Source organism: Flavobacterium sp. B330r (genome assembly GCF_056824325.1).
In genome coordinates this window covers 4,521,511-4,536,845 of record NZ_CP124860.1, presented here as the reverse complement: position 1 = coordinate 4,536,845, position 15,335 = coordinate 4,521,511, and the positions used below count along the sequence as shown (strand labels likewise).

The window sequence follows — 15,335 nt, the reverse complement described above, 5'->3', positions numbered from 1 at the left end:
AAATATAACAGAATTTGAAATTCTTATCCTGGACAACTAGTACCAATTAGTCTACATAGCTGTTCTCCACTTGGATAAGGAGGACAACAATAATTACCAGGTTTTGGACATACTCCATCAACACACGCTAAACCTCCTTTTACACTTCTTTTTTCAATTTTAGTTAGCTCAGCAACACCGTCTAACTTTAAAATGTTTTTTAACATAGCATATAGTTTTTAATATTAGTTAATACTTCAATCAGTTTAAAGACACTTGAAGTTTATGTCTACTCTTGCGCAAGAATTTTTTATATATTTTTAAATACTATCAAACTACTTTTCTTAAACTTTTTGCTTCTGAGAAATCACCTAAAAAGTATCTTAAGTCACTTATTTCATACTCATGAGGAAAGATTTCATTATTTACAATTTTCACTGGCGTGTAATTAAATTGATTTTCACGACACCAATCGTATTGCAATTCCACCTGTTGATTTGTCTTCATGCTGATAGAACCTGAATTCCATTTCTCTAACCATTTATCCAATCCGACCTTTTTGATGTGCCAATCTGAAACTGCTTCTAAAACAGAGTCCTTATTTTTGCTATTAATTTCCAATAATTGATCTACCACAATTTTATATGGATTGTTCGTGTTATCAGGATTAATATTGAATAAAACTTTAAGAGATATTTTTTCTGGATATTTAGTTATTAATTCCATAGATTCCGCAAAAGCTTTATGGCAATACCCGCAACTTGGACTTAAAATAATTAGAAGTTCAACATCAGCATCAATTTTACCAAACTGAAGACCTTCTAGCTTATTAAAACCAGCCAAAACCGGAATCTCCTTTGTCAACGAATTGAAGACTCCAAAATTTCTTTTAAATTTTTTCAATTTGTTTACCTCTTCTTCTGCTTTCATTTTACCTGTTAAAATAGGTTTTATTGCTAACCAAGAGGTTCCAATTAATATTAACGAAAACAAATAAGGAAAAAGACTAGATGAATTGTAAACAAATGGCTGCAACATAAAAATCCAAACAGCACTTTGAAGAATTATAATAGCGGAAACTGTCAAACACAACAAACACCACTTTTTAAGTTGCCATTTTTGTATATAAATAGAATAAGCAATTACAGGAAGAGATAGTAAACTTAAAAGTCCAATTACAACACTTGATCCAAAAGGATTGGCTAGTACCGCAAGTAAATTGACACCGAAAAAAAGAACAGGTAAATCTGCAAAGTTGATCCATTTATTAATCTCTCCTTTATTGGAGCCAATTACTGAGTCACATGATGCGCTAGGACTCATACTACAAAATTTAGATACCATTTCGTTTTTTACACCTAGTTTTTCTTGAACTATAAAAACGCTGAAAACAAGGCCTGCAATTGAGGTTAAAAGCAACAGAATTTCGCTAATGCCGTAACTATTATAAACAAACGAAACAATTACCAAAGCAAGAATTGCTAAGGCATAGTTGTGCCAATTTGAAGTTGTTTTAAAGCCGGCTGATTTTGAAGTTTCATTGGGTTCAATAACTGCTACAATTCCATCCCACTCTTGGGTAAAATCATCAAATGGTAAAACCTTCTTTCCTTCCTCTTCTGACTCAATAGTTATGGTGTCTTCTTTTTGAGTTGCCAACACTATATTGTTTCTGTGTACGGCTATGAAAGAATCTGGCAATTCAGATAATTGTTCTTTTTGAATTCTTACGGCTACATTTTCTATAGATAATAAATCAAAAGTATCGGTAATGGCAAATAAGCTGGGAAAATCAGGATGAGATTGAAATAGGTCTTCGAATTCTTCTGTTTGATCTTTATAATTATTGATGCTTAAATACTTTTGAACTAATTGTACCATGTCTAAAGATTATGTTTGTTTTTTGTAAATGTAATTTAAATCTTTCAAAACAAGCAAGGTTTTTCAGTAAAAAAAATAGTACATTTTGGCATATTTTTTGATAATTTCGACAAAATCATACGATATAAACACTATATCGACATATATTTTAACATATTATCAATATAAACAATCCAAGTATTTATTGATATTTTTGGGGATTCTAAGCTCAAAATGGATTATTCAATTAGTCATAAAAATCATTCTAGTTTTCTTCTAATAGGTCATCTTTCTATTTAGACATTTGTTAAAATGTGCATCTCAAAAAAGTTAAAATTTGCGTAAAAATCTTTTAAAAAAATCTCTCGAGATTCTGAGTGAGAGAAAACTTTTTTATATCCTAAATAAAACTAATAGCATCATTTTTCCTTTACACTTCTTTTAAACTGATTTCTACTCTAGCGACATTTTTTGCTTGTGCCGAAAAGCTTCTCAATATCAGTCTTATCTATTTGAGTTTGCAACAAATAGACACGCTGGATTTCTGTGTACGTAAAAACGTACTTTATTACTCCTAGTGTAAATTATTAATAATCAACTTTACACTTTCGGTTTCAAATACTACTATCTATTTTACTAACTATTAATTGTTTACTAACCTTAAAATTTAAAAAATGAAGAAAATCATAAAATTATCTTGTATGCTAGCTACTGCAGCATTGGTGTTTTATTCCTGCGAAAAGGAACAAGATTTAGAGGTATCTCAAACTGCTAAAAAAGATGCTGCCTTAATCGCGAATAGAGATACTGTTTCAAATAATTCTGCCATACAAGCCGGTACAACAGCAAAAGGAACTGCTGGCGCAAGAACCATTACTTTGCAAACCAACACCTTATCTTGCCCAGGTGGATTGTGTACTTCTTATGGCGTTTGGTCTACAGGCGTTTATACAGTTTGGTTTCAGATGAAATTTAACAACGGATTTTATTGGAGCCGAGGCGGAAAATGCGGATATGGTATCTTAATTGGTGACCAAAATACGGGTGGCGATGCAGCTTGGGATGGAAATGGCGGTAGCGCAAGGTTTATGTGGTATTGTCCAAGCGGTTCTAATACTGCTAAAGGAAGCGGCGCTTATCTTCAACCTTATGTATATTATAGAGATCAGCCGGGACAATATGGTAATGATTTCGGAAAGAAGTATTACATACAAGAAGGTGTTACTTATAATTGCCAGATATCTGTGAAGTTAAATACAGGATCAAATACCGACGGATATGTAAAATATTACGTGAACGGTACAGAGATATTGAACGAAAAAATTCGCTGGGTAACCAACGATGCTAAGCGAAATGTAAATGCAGTGAGTCTTCACACTTTCCGTGGAGGAAGTCAAAGCTATTGGACAGCTCCTGTAACAAGCTCTATCTACTATCCTAGTGCATCTTGGGATGCTCTATAGTGTTTAACGCACTTTAAAAAACATTTGAACCGAAAAAATAAACCCAACAACTTCGATGCTATTTATTATCATAAAAGCATCGAAGTTGTTATTAGTTAAAAGCTTTCTACAATTCCTTTTTGAAGCAAATACTAGTTTCTATTCCAGCATATTGTCCATAATTTTCGATAACAGTATACCTTTTAGTGTACAATGCAACTGCTTCTGTTTGCACATTACTAGTTTCTAAAACGGTCGATGCATAACCTAATTCTTTAGCCCAGTTTTCCAGCTCATTTAAAACCTTTGATGCAATGCGTCTTCCTCTATATTCGTCAGAAACAAACATGCGTTTTACCTCAACAGAATCATTATCAAACTGTTTTATAGCTCCGCAGCCCACCGCAATTCCGTTGATATAAGCAATAATGACGTGTTTAATGGCATCAACCTTATTAAATTGGTTGAAGTATTCCTGCATATCGCCATTTCGGCTTGCTAAATTCTCATCTAGTTTTACAATTAAACTGGCGAAATCTGCATTTTGAGAAGTCGTTCTTACAAGTTCCAGATTTTCAGTATATGCGTATATTTTCATATCTGTCAAATCTTCTTCTCTTTTTCTATAATCTTTTTTTAGAAGTCCTTCATATACAAATCCAGAACGTTCGGCTACTTTAATGCTTGCAGCGTTTTCTTCTGCAATTTTCATAAAAAGTCTATTAAACTTTTTAGTTGCAAAACACCAGTTTTTAAACGCTATTAATGCTTCGGCAGCATAATTATTACCATTATGTTCTTTGAAAATAAAATAAGCCAGCTCGCCCTTTGGAATTCTCCAATCAATTTCTCGTACAGATATATGTCCTATAAACTCATGGTTTTCTTTTGAAAATATACCGCAAGCATAACTTTTATTTTCTTGCCAATCTCTTTCTTTCTGCTCCAGATATTTTTTTGTTGATTCTAAGCTATCATTCACTTTTATCATGTTTGCAAAGTAATCATACAAATATTCGCTGTTGTTGGTAATACTTTTAAAGAATCGTTCTGAATCTTCGACTTTATAAGGTTTTATTAAAAGATTTTTGGTTGTTATCATTTTTTGACTCTTTGGTAGTTGTGTTTTTCTAGGGATAAAACTAGACAAAAACCTAATGCGTAAAAATGCTATTTTTTAATTTGTTAATGCGTTTTTTGCATTACGCTTCTTTTTTAACCATTCGTTAAAGTGTATTAAAAAATAAATACCAAAAATTAAAAGCCGACTCGTTTCTATTTATATTTTTTAAACAACGCTGACATGGTCTCCACATCCAAAGCCTCCAGATCATTAAGCTTTAGCGACTTGACCATCTTAAGTGTAGATGTTTTGTAAAGTAAAAAATGAGGCGTTTTTAAATGAGACTGATATGCTTCATTATTAGCATAAATCTCTAATATTTTTATCTGATTTGGATGCTCTTTTTGAAACATTGGAAAAATAGCAATCACTCCAGACTCCAACCTTATAGATGCCTCTGCTTCTTCTTTAAGAATAGCTTTGTATTGCTCCAGATAATCGGGTATTATCTCAACTTCTGCAATGCGAACCATTTGATCTTTATTTTGTGCCATAATACCAAGTGAGAAAAAAGTAAATAAAAACGATACTTTTATTTTATTCCAAAATACATTCATAATTAATTCTTTTGTCTTGAATTTATAATTACTCTAGTTTACATTCATTACTAGTGCTTTTAAATATACTGAAAATATAAACATCTGTCTGTATAATTGTTTTGGCTAATAGTTTAAAAATGAAATATTTTACTAAATCAGCTTATTTTTAATCTCTTTATACTTCGAACGTCCAATGGGCAATAAATCACCGTTTTTTAGCTGCATGCTGTACTTTCCTCCTGCTTCTACTACGATTTTGTCTGCTTGTTCCCAACATAAAATATACGATTTATGTATTCTTTCGAATGTTTCAGGAAGTAGTTTTTCTAAAGCTTCAAGCGATTTATCGTGCAATTCTATTTTGTTATTTGCCAAATGCAATTCGGTATAAATCCCTGCTCCTTTAATGTATAGAATCTCATTAATGGGCACGAGTCTAAATGTCTTTGCTTTTCTTACTGCCAAAAAACGAATATCTCCGCCCGATTGTTTTCCCTGTGTCGTAAAACGCATAAAGGCTTGCTCCAATCTGTTTTGATCGAAAGGTTTGGGTACAAAATCCAAAACTCCATAATTGAAAGCTGTAATAGCTTTATCGGTATAAGCCGAAATAATAATGGTCTGAAACGGTCCCGCCACAAAAGTCTGCAAGATTTCAAATCCGTCTTCTCCATTCAAATTTAAATCTAACAGCAGAAGATCGATCGGATTATTCTCAATCGCTATCAATCCGCTTTCGAGAGAATCAGAAAGTAGAATTTGCACGTCTTTGTCAAAAAAATCACGAGTCATTCTTTCTACTCTTTTGGCAATACGAGCTTCGTCTTCAATTATGAGTATCTTCATCTCAATCAAAAATTTTAATGATGGTCTCCCACCCTTTTTCTACAGCATGAGAATCAAAAGACCACTTGTTGCCATAACTTTCTGTTAGTCTAGCTTGAATGTATTTAAATCCAGTTCCTACCCGCTTATCTTTTTTAGTTTGCCGATTTTCAGCAAAAGTCAATAAAGTGTATTCTTTGTATTGTTTTTCTCTGGTGAATTTTAAACAGAAAACAATGCAGCCTTCTTTTGGCGGAAGACTATGCGTAATTCCGTTTTCTATTATAGTATGAAAAATAGCTGGCGGAATCGTTTCATTTTCGTCTATTCTTTCTTCCTGCCATTCATAACAAATTTCTTTACGAAAAGACATTACCTCCAAATGTCTTCGGCACAAATCAATCTCTTGCCTGATTGGAATAAGTGTGTCTTCGGCAATATCATTCATTATATCAAATTCTTCCGCTAGAGCGCGAATAAAAACAACTCCTTCTTTAGGCGATTCCTCAATCCAATCAATCAGCGAGGTTAAAGTATTTCGAAGAAAATGCGGTTGAATATTTTTCTTAATCAGTTCCAATTGCAATCTGGAAGAAAGCAGCAATGATGCATTATGAGCTTCTTCCATTGCTTTTGCCCGTATCGTATGGAGATAAAGCATGCAAAGCACCAAAATGGTAAAAGCAATAAACAATCCGAAGTCATAAAACATAAAATAATTGACCACTACTCCTGCCAATAAACCCGCTGCAACTATAAGTCCGCCTTTTGCTTTTCTAATAGCGGCTTCAATAGCAATTACAATAGAAAAGAAACGAGCAGTTATAGTAAAATAGGCTGCCGAAACATCATAATGCCCATAATACCCAATATAAACTGCTAAAAGGACAATGAACAAAAAAAACAGCACTAGTTTCTTTCTTTTAAATTCAAACTGCAGCATAAAATACCACGGTATGAGCATTGAAACAGCAAAAGTGAGCCAACCGATAATCTTTAAACGAGTATAAAATTGATTATAAGGAATGTCTAGATAATACTTGACGTATTCGATAATGAGCAAACAGAAGAAAAGTAGGCAAATAATTCCGAAAAGCAAAACGGCTAGTTCTTTTCGGGTACTATTGAGATAGAGAAAAAAATAGTAGATGCCTGCAATAAGAAAGGCGCCTGCCATAATATTCATAAAAGAAACCACGATAAGCGGTGAACGTTGAAGTTGCAGATAATCTTTAAGTTTTACATCGATACCGCGCTGTGCTTCTCTATTGTAGGTTTGTGAACCCATTAAAACAACGGTGTGTTTCCCGAGTTTAGACAGATTGTTTGGTATTTGATAATACGATGTTTCTGTTCCTGGTACCTCAACATGGTCTGCTTTTGCCTTTTGACCATTTCTACCTACCAAAACTCCATCCCAATACACATCAAAAGCACCAAAGGCATTTATTTGAAGCCCTAACGATTGAGAAGTATTTTTTCGTTTTTGTATTTCAACGTCTGTTTCAAATCTAAAACTCGAACTATCCGGTTTACCCCAATCCATCTTCTGATGATTGTAATCAACATCATATGTTACATCGGTTGTAACGTACTCTTTGTAATAGTTACAAGAGGTACACATGAGAAGAAGTAAAACGATAAAAAAGTAAGATTTATACATAAGATAAAGATAGAACAAATATCGAATTGCCAAATGCTTTTGAGAAGCTTATAGAGCCGTTTGAATGTTTTCGAAAACGGTGCTTTCTTTTATGAATTAATCTTGTACAACAAAATCAATCAAAATGAAATCTCTAATAATCAAAACCTTAATTCTCTTTATTCCATTTTTAGGAATAGCACAGCAAACCGTTATTTCTGGTAAAGTTCAAGACGGCGCTACAAAAGAAACACTGCCTTATGTAACGGTAACCATACAAGACAATGCATCAAAAACATTGGTCACAGCCATAACAGACGATCTTGGTTTATTTACTATTGAAGCAGCTCCAACTGGTTCGACCACTATCTCGTTTAGTTACACGGGGTATCAAAACCATACCCAATCTTTAATCATTTCAGGAAAACAAAAAATTGATTTGGGAACAATTGATTTAATTACCAATATGGTACAATTAAAAGCAGTTGAAATTAGCGGTCAAAAATCGAATGTTAGTTTAAAACTAGACAAAAAGGTTTTTGAAGTGGGTAAAGATGTGCTTTCGCAAAATGGCTCTGCTCACGATGTATTAAATGGAGTTCCATCTGTCGCTGTTGATGCTGCGGGAACGGTAAGTCTTCGTGGAAATAGTAATGTTTTAATATTAATTAACGGAAGACAATCTGGACTTACCCAAAGCAATGCGCTTGACCAGATTGCAGCCGACCAGATTGAACGAATTGAGGTTATTACCAATCCTTCTTCAAGATATGATGCTGCGGGTTCTGCGGGGATTCTTAATATTATACTGAAAAAGAACAAAAAAAGCGGTTTTAGCGGTCAGGTTAGATTGGTTGCCGGTTCACCAAATGATAGTCGTCTTAATCCGAGCCTTAATTTTAAATCAAACAAAATCAACATTTTTTCCAATTTCAGTATTCGTTCTAGCGATTATGTGGGTTTGTACACCACCGATCAGGTAACCAATAGTACCACTTCTCCAAATTACATGCATCGCGTGCAGAATGAAGACCGTCACGACGATGGAAAATTGCTTTATATGGGTGCCGATTATTTTATTAATGAACATCAAACGATTACGGCTGCTTTTTTAAAGAATGCCACACATGATAATGATAAAACCGATTTGCGTTATCAGTACGATAGTGATCTCAGCCATACAACACCTGATAGTCTTTTGACGAGACATGGAAAATCATTGGAAAAACGGGATTACAGTCAAATTGAGTTTAATTATACACGAACATTCCAACAGAAAGCAAAAAAATGGACTATTGACGTTCAATACGATTGGTGGAACAGCGACAAAAAATGGGATCTTTCTACACAGCGTTTGCTTCCAGACACAATGGTTTATCCAGGCATTAGAACAAGTTCTATAGGAAACAGCAAAGATTTTCTGGCTAAGACTGATTTTACTCAGCCAATTGACAGTCTTTCTACTTTGGAATTTGGATTAAAAACTGAAATCAGAACGGTTACGAGCAATTATCTGGCAGAAGAACAACGGGACAATAATTGGATCGTTTATCAGAACATTGATAATGATTTAAATTACGACGAAACCATTACGGGCGCTTATACGCAATTTAGCAGTAAAATCAATAAGTTTAGTTATATGTTGGGCTTAAGAGCCGAGCTTACAGATATTGCCATTAAAGATGTAGAAAATGCCTATAGTGATAAAAAAAACTATAACAAACTCTTTCCTACTGTCAATCTAGCTTATAACTTTGATGCTTCGTCATTGCAGTTAAATTACAGCAAACGCATTAAACGTCCGTCATTATATGCTTTATATCCTTTCAATGAAGTCACCGATTTAAATGCACAATATATCGGAAATCCTGATTTAAATCCTTCCTACACAGATGCATTTGAAATGGCATTTCTTAAAAATTGGAAAACATTTACTTTGAATCCTTCGCTTTATTATCAATACGAAAAAGGCTTTATTCAAGATTATACGTATCGCCAAGATGATATCTTTCTGACAACTCCCATAAATATTGATTACGAAATAAGAAGTGGAATTGAATTATCGACCTTATACAATCCGTTAAAATGGCTTCAGGTTAATGCCGAAATGAATTATTATCACTTCAAACAAAAAGGAAATTATAGAGACGAAAACCTAGATTACAGCAGTCAAAACTTTACTGCTCGATTAAGCACACAGATTAAACTTCCTGCTAAATTTAGTTTTCAAGGCCGTTATAACTTTCGTGGAGAAAAACGCAATGCACAAATTACCAGCGAAGCATTACAATCAATTGATTTCGGGTTTAGCAAACTCCTCCTTAAAGATAAAGCTACTATTGTGTTTGATGTTACGAATGCTTTTAATCTTCGTCAATATAAAAGCGTTACCACTGGAACCGATTATGTCATTAAAGATAATAGCATTCCAAATGCAGCTAGATATCGCTTGAGTTTTGTTTATCGTTTTAATCTAACCGATGCAAAAGCAATTCGACAAGCAAATGATGCTAATAGAAATTGATGTTCGTACAATAGCTAAGAAAAACAAAAACAAGAAGTTGTAGTATAAAACAGAAATAAATGAAGAAAATAATCATTATATTCACAGTACTTTTAACTGCATGTAATTCTAAAAAAAACAGTATGACTTCAACAGAAATATTTCCAAAAGGAGAACCTCTTTCTAAAGATTGGTTTACAGGCAATGCATTTTTGAAGCCTTTGATTGCAAGAGACAAGAACAATGAGTTTTCAGCAGGCAGCGTAACTTTTGAACCTGGAGCGAGAACGAACTGGCATACACATCCAAAAGGTCAAGTTCTGTTGGTTATTGAAGGTCATGGACTTTATCAAGAAAAAGGCAAACCTGCTCAAATAATTCAAAAAGGAGATGTAGTCAATATTCCCGAAAATGTAGAACATTGGCATGGTGCTAGCGCAACAACTACAATGGTTCATGTGGCAATCACTAACTTTAAAGAAGATACTCAAGTTACTTGGCTCAATCCTGTTACTGATGAAGAGTATAAAACTGCGAATGAAAATTAAATCATAAAAAAAGCCCTCCATAAACAGAGGGCTTTTTTTATTCTTTCTATCAAAACTTATCGCCAGCCCAATGCAGGTGCAACGTGTTCTAAAATAGAAGACAAAATATGAATATTGTAATCTACACCTATGGTATTCGGAATAGTTAGCAATAAAGTATCTGCTTCTTGAATCGCTTCATCTTGAGTAAGTTCTTCAATTAATTTATCGGGTTCTGCTGCATAGCTTTTACCAAAGATGGCTCTTTTGTCTTGCTCGATATAACCAAAACTATCATTGCCTTTGGCTTGTCCGCCAAAATAATATCGATCCTGCTCATTGACCAATGCAAATATCGAACGACTTACCGAAACTCTCGCTTCACGCTGATGTCCTGCATTTTTCCAAGCTTCTTTATACAATCTTATCTGTTCGGCTTGCTGCACATGAAAAGGTTTTCCGTTTTCATCGTACTTAAGCGTAGAACTCTGAAGATGCATTCCGTTTTCGGCAGCCCAAACCGCCGTTGCATTTGACGCCGCTCCCCACCAGATTCTTTCTCTTAATCCTTCAGAATGCGGTTCAATACGCAATAATCCAGGCGGATTTGGAAACATTGGGTACGGATTTGGTTCTGCAAATCCTTCTCCTTTAAGTTTATCCAAAAACTCTAGTGCTTTTTTACGGCCCATATCGGCGTCCGTTTCTCCTTTTTCAGGTTCATAACCAAAGTAACTCCAACCGTCAATAACTTGTTCTGGTGATCCTCTACTAATTCCTAGTTGCAAACGACCTTCCGATATTAAATCGGCAGATCCAGCATCTTCTACCATGTACAATGGGTTTTCATAACGCATATCGATTACGCCAGTTCCGATCTCGATTTTACTTGTTTTCGCTCCTACTGCCGCAAGCAAAGGAAAAGGCGATGCCAGTTGCTGCGCAAAATGATGTACTCGAAAATAAGCACCATCTATACCTATTTCTTCAGCAGCCACTGCTAAATCAATGGATTGCAACAATGTATCTGCCGCAGTACGAGTTTTATATGACGGATGATTAGCCCAATGCCCAAATGATAAAAATCCTATTTTCTTCATAATGGCTTTATTTTTTTATTCTCTCAAATATACGCATCAGAACCGATTAATGCTATACTTTACTCCATAATTGCACTAATTCTAAAAAAATACATAATTGGAATTTGATGCATTTTTATAATGTGCTTTTTGACAACTGATAAGAAAAAGAAAACATTCTTTCAAATTTCAATTTCTTAGGGGCGGCTTCCAATTTGCAACGTTAAGTTTCAAGTTTTCTTGTTTCAAGTTATAACTTGAAACATATCCTCCTCAAAATCATGCAATTATTCTCACTTTATGACATATTTTTGAATGGCCTAAATAATTTCTTCTTAAACGCCTCTCCCATATCTTTTCGTACTCCTCGATTTTCATAATCAATTATTGATATATCTAAACTAAAAACAAATAATTATGGATTGGATTATTACTACATTAAAAGATTATCCCGAACTGGCAATTTTTCTCACGCTATCACTAGGTTATTTTATCGGAAAATTTAAAATCGGAAGCTTTTCTTTAGGAACGGTTACCAGTGTTTTGCTTGTGGGAGTCTTAGTCGGGCAATTAGACATTGTAATTTCTCCCAACGTTAAATCTGTCTTTTTCCTTATGTTTCTTTTCGCCGTTGGATACAGTGTCGGACCCCAATTTTTTGGAGGTTTAAAAAAAGACGGGCTGCCTCAAATGCTTTATGCCGCAGTAGTATGCGTTTTATGCTTGATCTGTCCGTATCTAATAGGAAAGATTATGGGCTACGACATGGGATTAACCTCTGGAATGCTTGCAGGCTCTCAAACCATATCTGCGGTAATTGGTGTTGCGTCTGACACTATCAATCAGCTTAGTATTCCTGCCGATCAAAAAACGGCTTTAATTAACAAAATTCCAGTTGCTTACGCTGTAACGTATATTTTCGGAACTGCTGGATCTGCTTGGCTATTGGCTTCTCTTGGTCCAAAACTATTAGGTGGAAATCTGGTGGAAAAAGCAAAAGAACTCGAGATTCAGCTTGGAGGAGATGCCATTGGCGATGATCCAAGTATTGCCTCTGCTTATGATCGTGTAATATACAATGCCTATCAGATTGCCGCACATTCTTATGCTAACAACAAAACAGTTGCAGATGTCGAAAATGAATTGGAAAGAAAAGGCAGACGTTTGTTTATACAGCGAATTCGAAGAGGAAAAGAGATCATAGATGCTAGTCCAGAATTTGTAATTCAAGAAAATGATGTTGTCGCACTCGGCGGAAGAAGAGAATACATGATGAACTATGTTGCTGTAAATGAAAAAGAAGTTCTAGATATCGAACTTCTTAATTTTCCTGTAGAAGTTTTAAGCATCTTAATTGTAAAAAAAGAAGTCATCAACAAAACCATTGCCGATTTGCGTCATTTAAAATACATGCACGGCGTGGTCGTGAGATCTTTAAAGCGAGCTGGAATCCAGATGCCCATATTACCCAATACTGTTCTTCAAAAAGGAGATATGATCGAACTAATTGGTATTAAACGAGACGTAGATCAAGTTGCGACACATATTGGATATCCGGACCGCCCTACAAATTCTACAGATATGGCCTTTGTTGGTTTAGGAATTGTATTAGGCGGACTACTTGGCGCATTAACCATTAAAGTTGGCGGAGTACCAATAAGCCTTAGTACCAGTGGAGGTGCCTTAATATCTGGACTATTCTTCGGATGGCTAAGAGGTCAGCATCCTACTTTTGGGCGAATTCCAGAGCCTGCCTTGTGGATTATGAATAATGTTGGTTTAAACATATTTATCGCTGTAGTGGGTATTACAGCGGGACCAAGTTTTATCGTAGGTTTTCAAGAAGCTGGATGGGGGCTTTTCATCGCGGGTGCTGCAGCAACAGCCATTCCGTTAATCCTCGGACTTCTTATAGGGAGATACATTTTCAAATTTCATCCTATTATTACTTTAGGATGTGCTGCTGGGGCAAGAACAACTACTGCCGCCTTGGGAGCTCTGCAAGATGCTGTAAAAAGCAAAACCCCTGCATTGGGTTATACCGTGACCTATGCAGTTGGTAATACGCTGCTCATTATATGGGGTGTCGTCATTATTTTAATCATGAGTTAGTCGAATTTTTATATAATCTCTAAATATTTTAGTTATGGCAATTGATATTTCAAAAATAAAAACATCAAGAGAGGTAGAAAAAACACTTCAGACCCTCAGCCCATTTGAAATTAAAAATGAATTAATTCATTTGGCAGATGAAAGTGCGCTTAAATCTACGGCGATAACACTTAATGCCGGAAGAGGAAATCCGAACTGGATTGCTACAGTTCCTAGAGAAGCTTTTTTCCTTTTCGGACAATTTGCATTAGAAGAATGCCGCAATGTTATGGAAGAACAAGGCATTCTAGCAGGAATTGTACAAAACAAAAGCGGAGTGGCTTCTCGTTTTGAAGCTTTTTTATTGAAACATAAAGATACTCCTGCTGCTGCACTTTTAGAAAAAACATATCATTATGGTGTAGACAAACATGATTTTGATGGCGATGCGTGGATCCGTGAATGGATAGAAGCTGTAATTGGATTTAACTATCCTGTCCCAGATCGTATGCTAAGTCAGATAGAAATTATTGTTCATGATTATTTGGTACAGGAAATGTGCGGTGCAGGAAACAATAAAGGCAAATATGATATTTTTGCTGTTGAGGGCGGAACAGCTGCAATGTGTTACATTTTTGATTCGCTTATGCAAAACCACCTTACCGAGCGTGGTGATAAAATAGCACTCCTTACCCCTACTTTTACACCTTATATTGAAATTCCAGAATTAGATCGATACAAATTTGATGTCGTATACGTAGAAGCAAGCGGAGTTGGCGAAAACGGATTCCATACTTGGCAATATCCAAATTCTGAATTAGATAAGCTTAAAGATCCTGCGGTTAAAGTGGCTTTTGTGGTAAATCCGAGCAATCCGCCATCTTCTGCAATGAGCACTGACACGCTCAATTATATCGCTGATATAGTAAAAAATCATAACCCTGGTTTGATGGTTATTACAGATGACGTTTATGGAACTTTCGTTAATAATTTTAGATCATTAATGGCTATTATTCCACAAAATACCATCACGGTATATTCATTCTCAAAATATTTTGGCTGTACAGGCTGGAGACTTGGAACGATTGCCATTCATCAAGACAATATTTTCGATAAAAAAATTGCCGATTTAAGTCCAGAACTTAAAAAAGAACTGCACGATCGTTATTCTTCTCTAACATTAGAACCAGAAAAGATCAAGTTTATTGACCGACTTGTAGCTGATAGCCGACAAGTAGCTCTAAACCACACGGCTGGACTATCTCTGCCTCAGCAATTTCAAATGATGCTTTTCTCTGCATTTTGTTTATTAGATACTCAGGATGTTTATAAAACGCTTACACAGTCTATTATTCACAAACGCCTGAGCTTGTTATGGGAAGGATTAGAAGTTCCGATTCTAGAAGATCCGATGCGTGCAGGATATTATTCTGAAATCGATATTATGGTAGCGGCAAAACACTTTCATGGTGATGATTTTGCCAATTGGCTGAAAACAAATTTTGAACCCGTTGATGTTTTATTCCGTTTAGCAGAAAAAACAGCAATCGTACTTTTAAATGGAGGCGGTTTTGCTGGCCCAGAATGGAGTATCAGGGTTTCTCTTGCTAATCTTCCAACTGATAGTTATCTGATTCTTGGAAAAAATATCCGCAAAATTTTAATGGAATATGTAACCAGTTGGGAAAACTCAACAAAATAATAGAAGCTTAAATTAAAATATTA

The 15,335-nt window shown here is 35.1% G+C and carries 12 protein-coding genes; 5 read left to right on the top strand and 7 right to left on the bottom strand.

Annotated elements, in window-relative coordinates:
* Nucleotides 1-23: 23 nt before the first annotated feature.
* Nucleotides 24-206, bottom strand: a complete 183-nt coding sequence (locus tag QLQ95_RS20125) for a hypothetical protein (RefSeq protein ID WP_320493644.1) — start codon at nucleotides 204-206, stop codon at nucleotides 24-26.
* A gap of 103 nt (nucleotides 207-309) precedes the next feature.
* Entirely contained in the window at nucleotides 310-1,860 is a 1,551-nt protein-coding gene (locus QLQ95_RS20120; protein WP_482501381.1) for a vitamin K epoxide reductase family protein, read from the bottom strand.
* Nucleotides 1,861-2,513: 653 nt separating this feature from the next.
* Here QLQ95_RS20120 and QLQ95_RS20115 point away from each other — a divergent pair.
* Nucleotides 2,514-3,302: a polysaccharide lyase gene (locus QLQ95_RS20115; protein ID WP_320493646.1), complete on the top strand. Its 789-nt coding sequence runs from the start codon at nucleotides 2,514-2,516 to the stop codon at nucleotides 3,300-3,302.
* 106 nt (nucleotides 3,303-3,408) lie between these two features.
* Here QLQ95_RS20115 and QLQ95_RS20110 read toward each other — a convergent pair whose 3' ends face one another.
* From QLQ95_RS20110 to QLQ95_RS20095, 4 genes are all read right to left on the bottom strand, one after another.
* Nucleotides 3,409-4,383, bottom strand: a complete 975-nt coding sequence (locus QLQ95_RS20110; protein ID WP_482501378.1) for a GNAT family N-acetyltransferase — start codon at nucleotides 4,381-4,383, stop codon at nucleotides 3,409-3,411.
* A 173-nt stretch (nucleotides 4,384-4,556) separates the two neighbouring features.
* Nucleotides 4,557-4,961, bottom strand: coding sequence for a putative quinol monooxygenase (locus QLQ95_RS20105; RefSeq protein ID WP_482501376.1), 405 nt, complete (start codon nucleotides 4,959-4,961; stop codon nucleotides 4,557-4,559).
* A 132-nt stretch (nucleotides 4,962-5,093) separates the two neighbouring features.
* The gene (locus tag QLQ95_RS20100) at nucleotides 5,094-5,789 is read right to left on the bottom strand and encodes a LytR/AlgR family response regulator transcription factor (protein ID WP_320493649.1); all 696 of its coding nucleotides are present in this window, start codon (nucleotides 5,787-5,789) and stop codon (nucleotides 5,094-5,096) included.
* 1 nt (nucleotide 5,790) lies between these two features.
* Nucleotides 5,791-7,392 carry a histidine kinase gene (locus QLQ95_RS20095; protein WP_482501374.1) on the bottom strand — a complete coding sequence of 534 codons (1,602 nt, stop codon included), beginning with the start codon at nucleotides 7,390-7,392 and terminating at the stop codon, nucleotides 5,791-5,793.
* 163 nt (nucleotides 7,393-7,555) lie between these two features.
* Between QLQ95_RS20095 and QLQ95_RS20090 the strand changes: the two genes are divergently transcribed.
* A complete protein-coding gene (locus QLQ95_RS20090) occupies nucleotides 7,556-9,934 on the top strand; it encodes a TonB-dependent receptor (protein ID WP_482501372.1) in 2,379 nt (792 codons plus the stop codon).
* A 59-nt stretch (nucleotides 9,935-9,993) separates the two neighbouring features.
* A complete protein-coding gene (locus QLQ95_RS20085) occupies nucleotides 9,994-10,461 on the top strand; it encodes a (R)-mandelonitrile lyase (RefSeq protein WP_253251789.1) in 468 nt (155 codons plus the stop codon).
* Nucleotides 10,462-10,517: 56 nt separating this feature from the next.
* On the opposite strand, the gene QLQ95_RS20080 is transcribed toward QLQ95_RS20085, so the two are convergent.
* Nucleotides 10,518-11,540 carry an LLM class flavin-dependent oxidoreductase gene (locus tag QLQ95_RS20080; RefSeq protein ID WP_482501370.1) on the bottom strand — a complete coding sequence of 341 codons (1,023 nt, stop codon included), beginning with the start codon at nucleotides 11,538-11,540 and terminating at the stop codon, nucleotides 10,518-10,520.
* Between the two features lie 396 nt (nucleotides 11,541-11,936).
* Here QLQ95_RS20080 and aspT point away from each other — a divergent pair, with 396 nt between their 5' ends.
* Nucleotides 11,937-13,631, top strand: a complete 1,695-nt coding sequence (aspT, locus tag QLQ95_RS20075; RefSeq protein ID WP_320493654.1) for an aspartate-alanine antiporter — start codon at nucleotides 11,937-11,939, stop codon at nucleotides 13,629-13,631.
* 34 nt (nucleotides 13,632-13,665) lie between these two features.
* On the top strand, nucleotides 13,666-15,312 hold the full coding sequence (gene aspD, locus QLQ95_RS20070; RefSeq protein ID WP_320493655.1) for an aspartate 4-decarboxylase: 1,647 nt from the start codon (nucleotides 13,666-13,668) through the stop codon (nucleotides 15,310-15,312).
* Nucleotides 15,313-15,335: the final 23 nt, after the last annotated feature.

What these genes read in the sequence shown, in the direction of transcription:
- aspT (WP_320493654.1), top strand. Translation starts at nt 11,937, where the DNA reads ATGGATTGGATTATTACTACATTAAAAGATTATCCCGAACTGGCAATT.
- QLQ95_RS20095 (WP_482501374.1), bottom strand. Translation starts at nt 7,392, where the DNA reads ATGTGTACCTCTTGTAACTATTACAAAGAGTACGTTACAACCGATGTA.
- QLQ95_RS20105 (WP_482501376.1), bottom strand. Translation starts at nt 4,961, where the DNA reads ATGAATGTATTTTGGAATAAAATAAAAGTATCGTTTTTATTTACTTTT.
- QLQ95_RS20090 (WP_482501372.1), top strand. Translation starts at nt 7,556, where the DNA reads ATGAAATCTCTAATAATCAAAACCTTAATTCTCTTTATTCCATTTTTA.
- QLQ95_RS20100 (WP_320493649.1), bottom strand. Translation starts at nt 5,789, where the DNA reads ATGAAGATACTCATAATTGAAGACGAAGCTCGTATTGCCAAAAGAGTA.
- QLQ95_RS20085 (WP_253251789.1), top strand. Translation starts at nt 9,994, where the DNA reads ATGAAGAAAATAATCATTATATTCACAGTACTTTTAACTGCATGTAAT.
- QLQ95_RS20115 (WP_320493646.1), top strand. Translation starts at nt 2,514, where the DNA reads ATGAAGAAAATCATAAAATTATCTTGTATGCTAGCTACTGCAGCATTG.
- QLQ95_RS20110 (WP_482501378.1), bottom strand. Translation starts at nt 4,383, where the DNA reads ATGATAACAACCAAAAATCTTTTAATAAAACCTTATAAAGTCGAAGAT.
- QLQ95_RS20125 (WP_320493644.1), bottom strand. Translation starts at nt 206, where the DNA reads ATGTTAAAAAACATTTTAAAGTTAGACGGTGTTGCTGAGCTAACTAAA.
- QLQ95_RS20080 (WP_482501370.1), bottom strand. Translation starts at nt 11,540, where the DNA reads ATGAAGAAAATAGGATTTTTATCATTTGGGCATTGGGCTAATCATCCG.
- QLQ95_RS20120 (WP_482501381.1), bottom strand. Translation starts at nt 1,860, where the DNA reads ATGGTACAATTAGTTCAAAAGTATTTAAGCATCAATAATTATAAAGAT.
- aspD (WP_320493655.1), top strand. Translation starts at nt 13,666, where the DNA reads ATGGCAATTGATATTTCAAAAATAAAAACATCAAGAGAGGTAGAAAAA.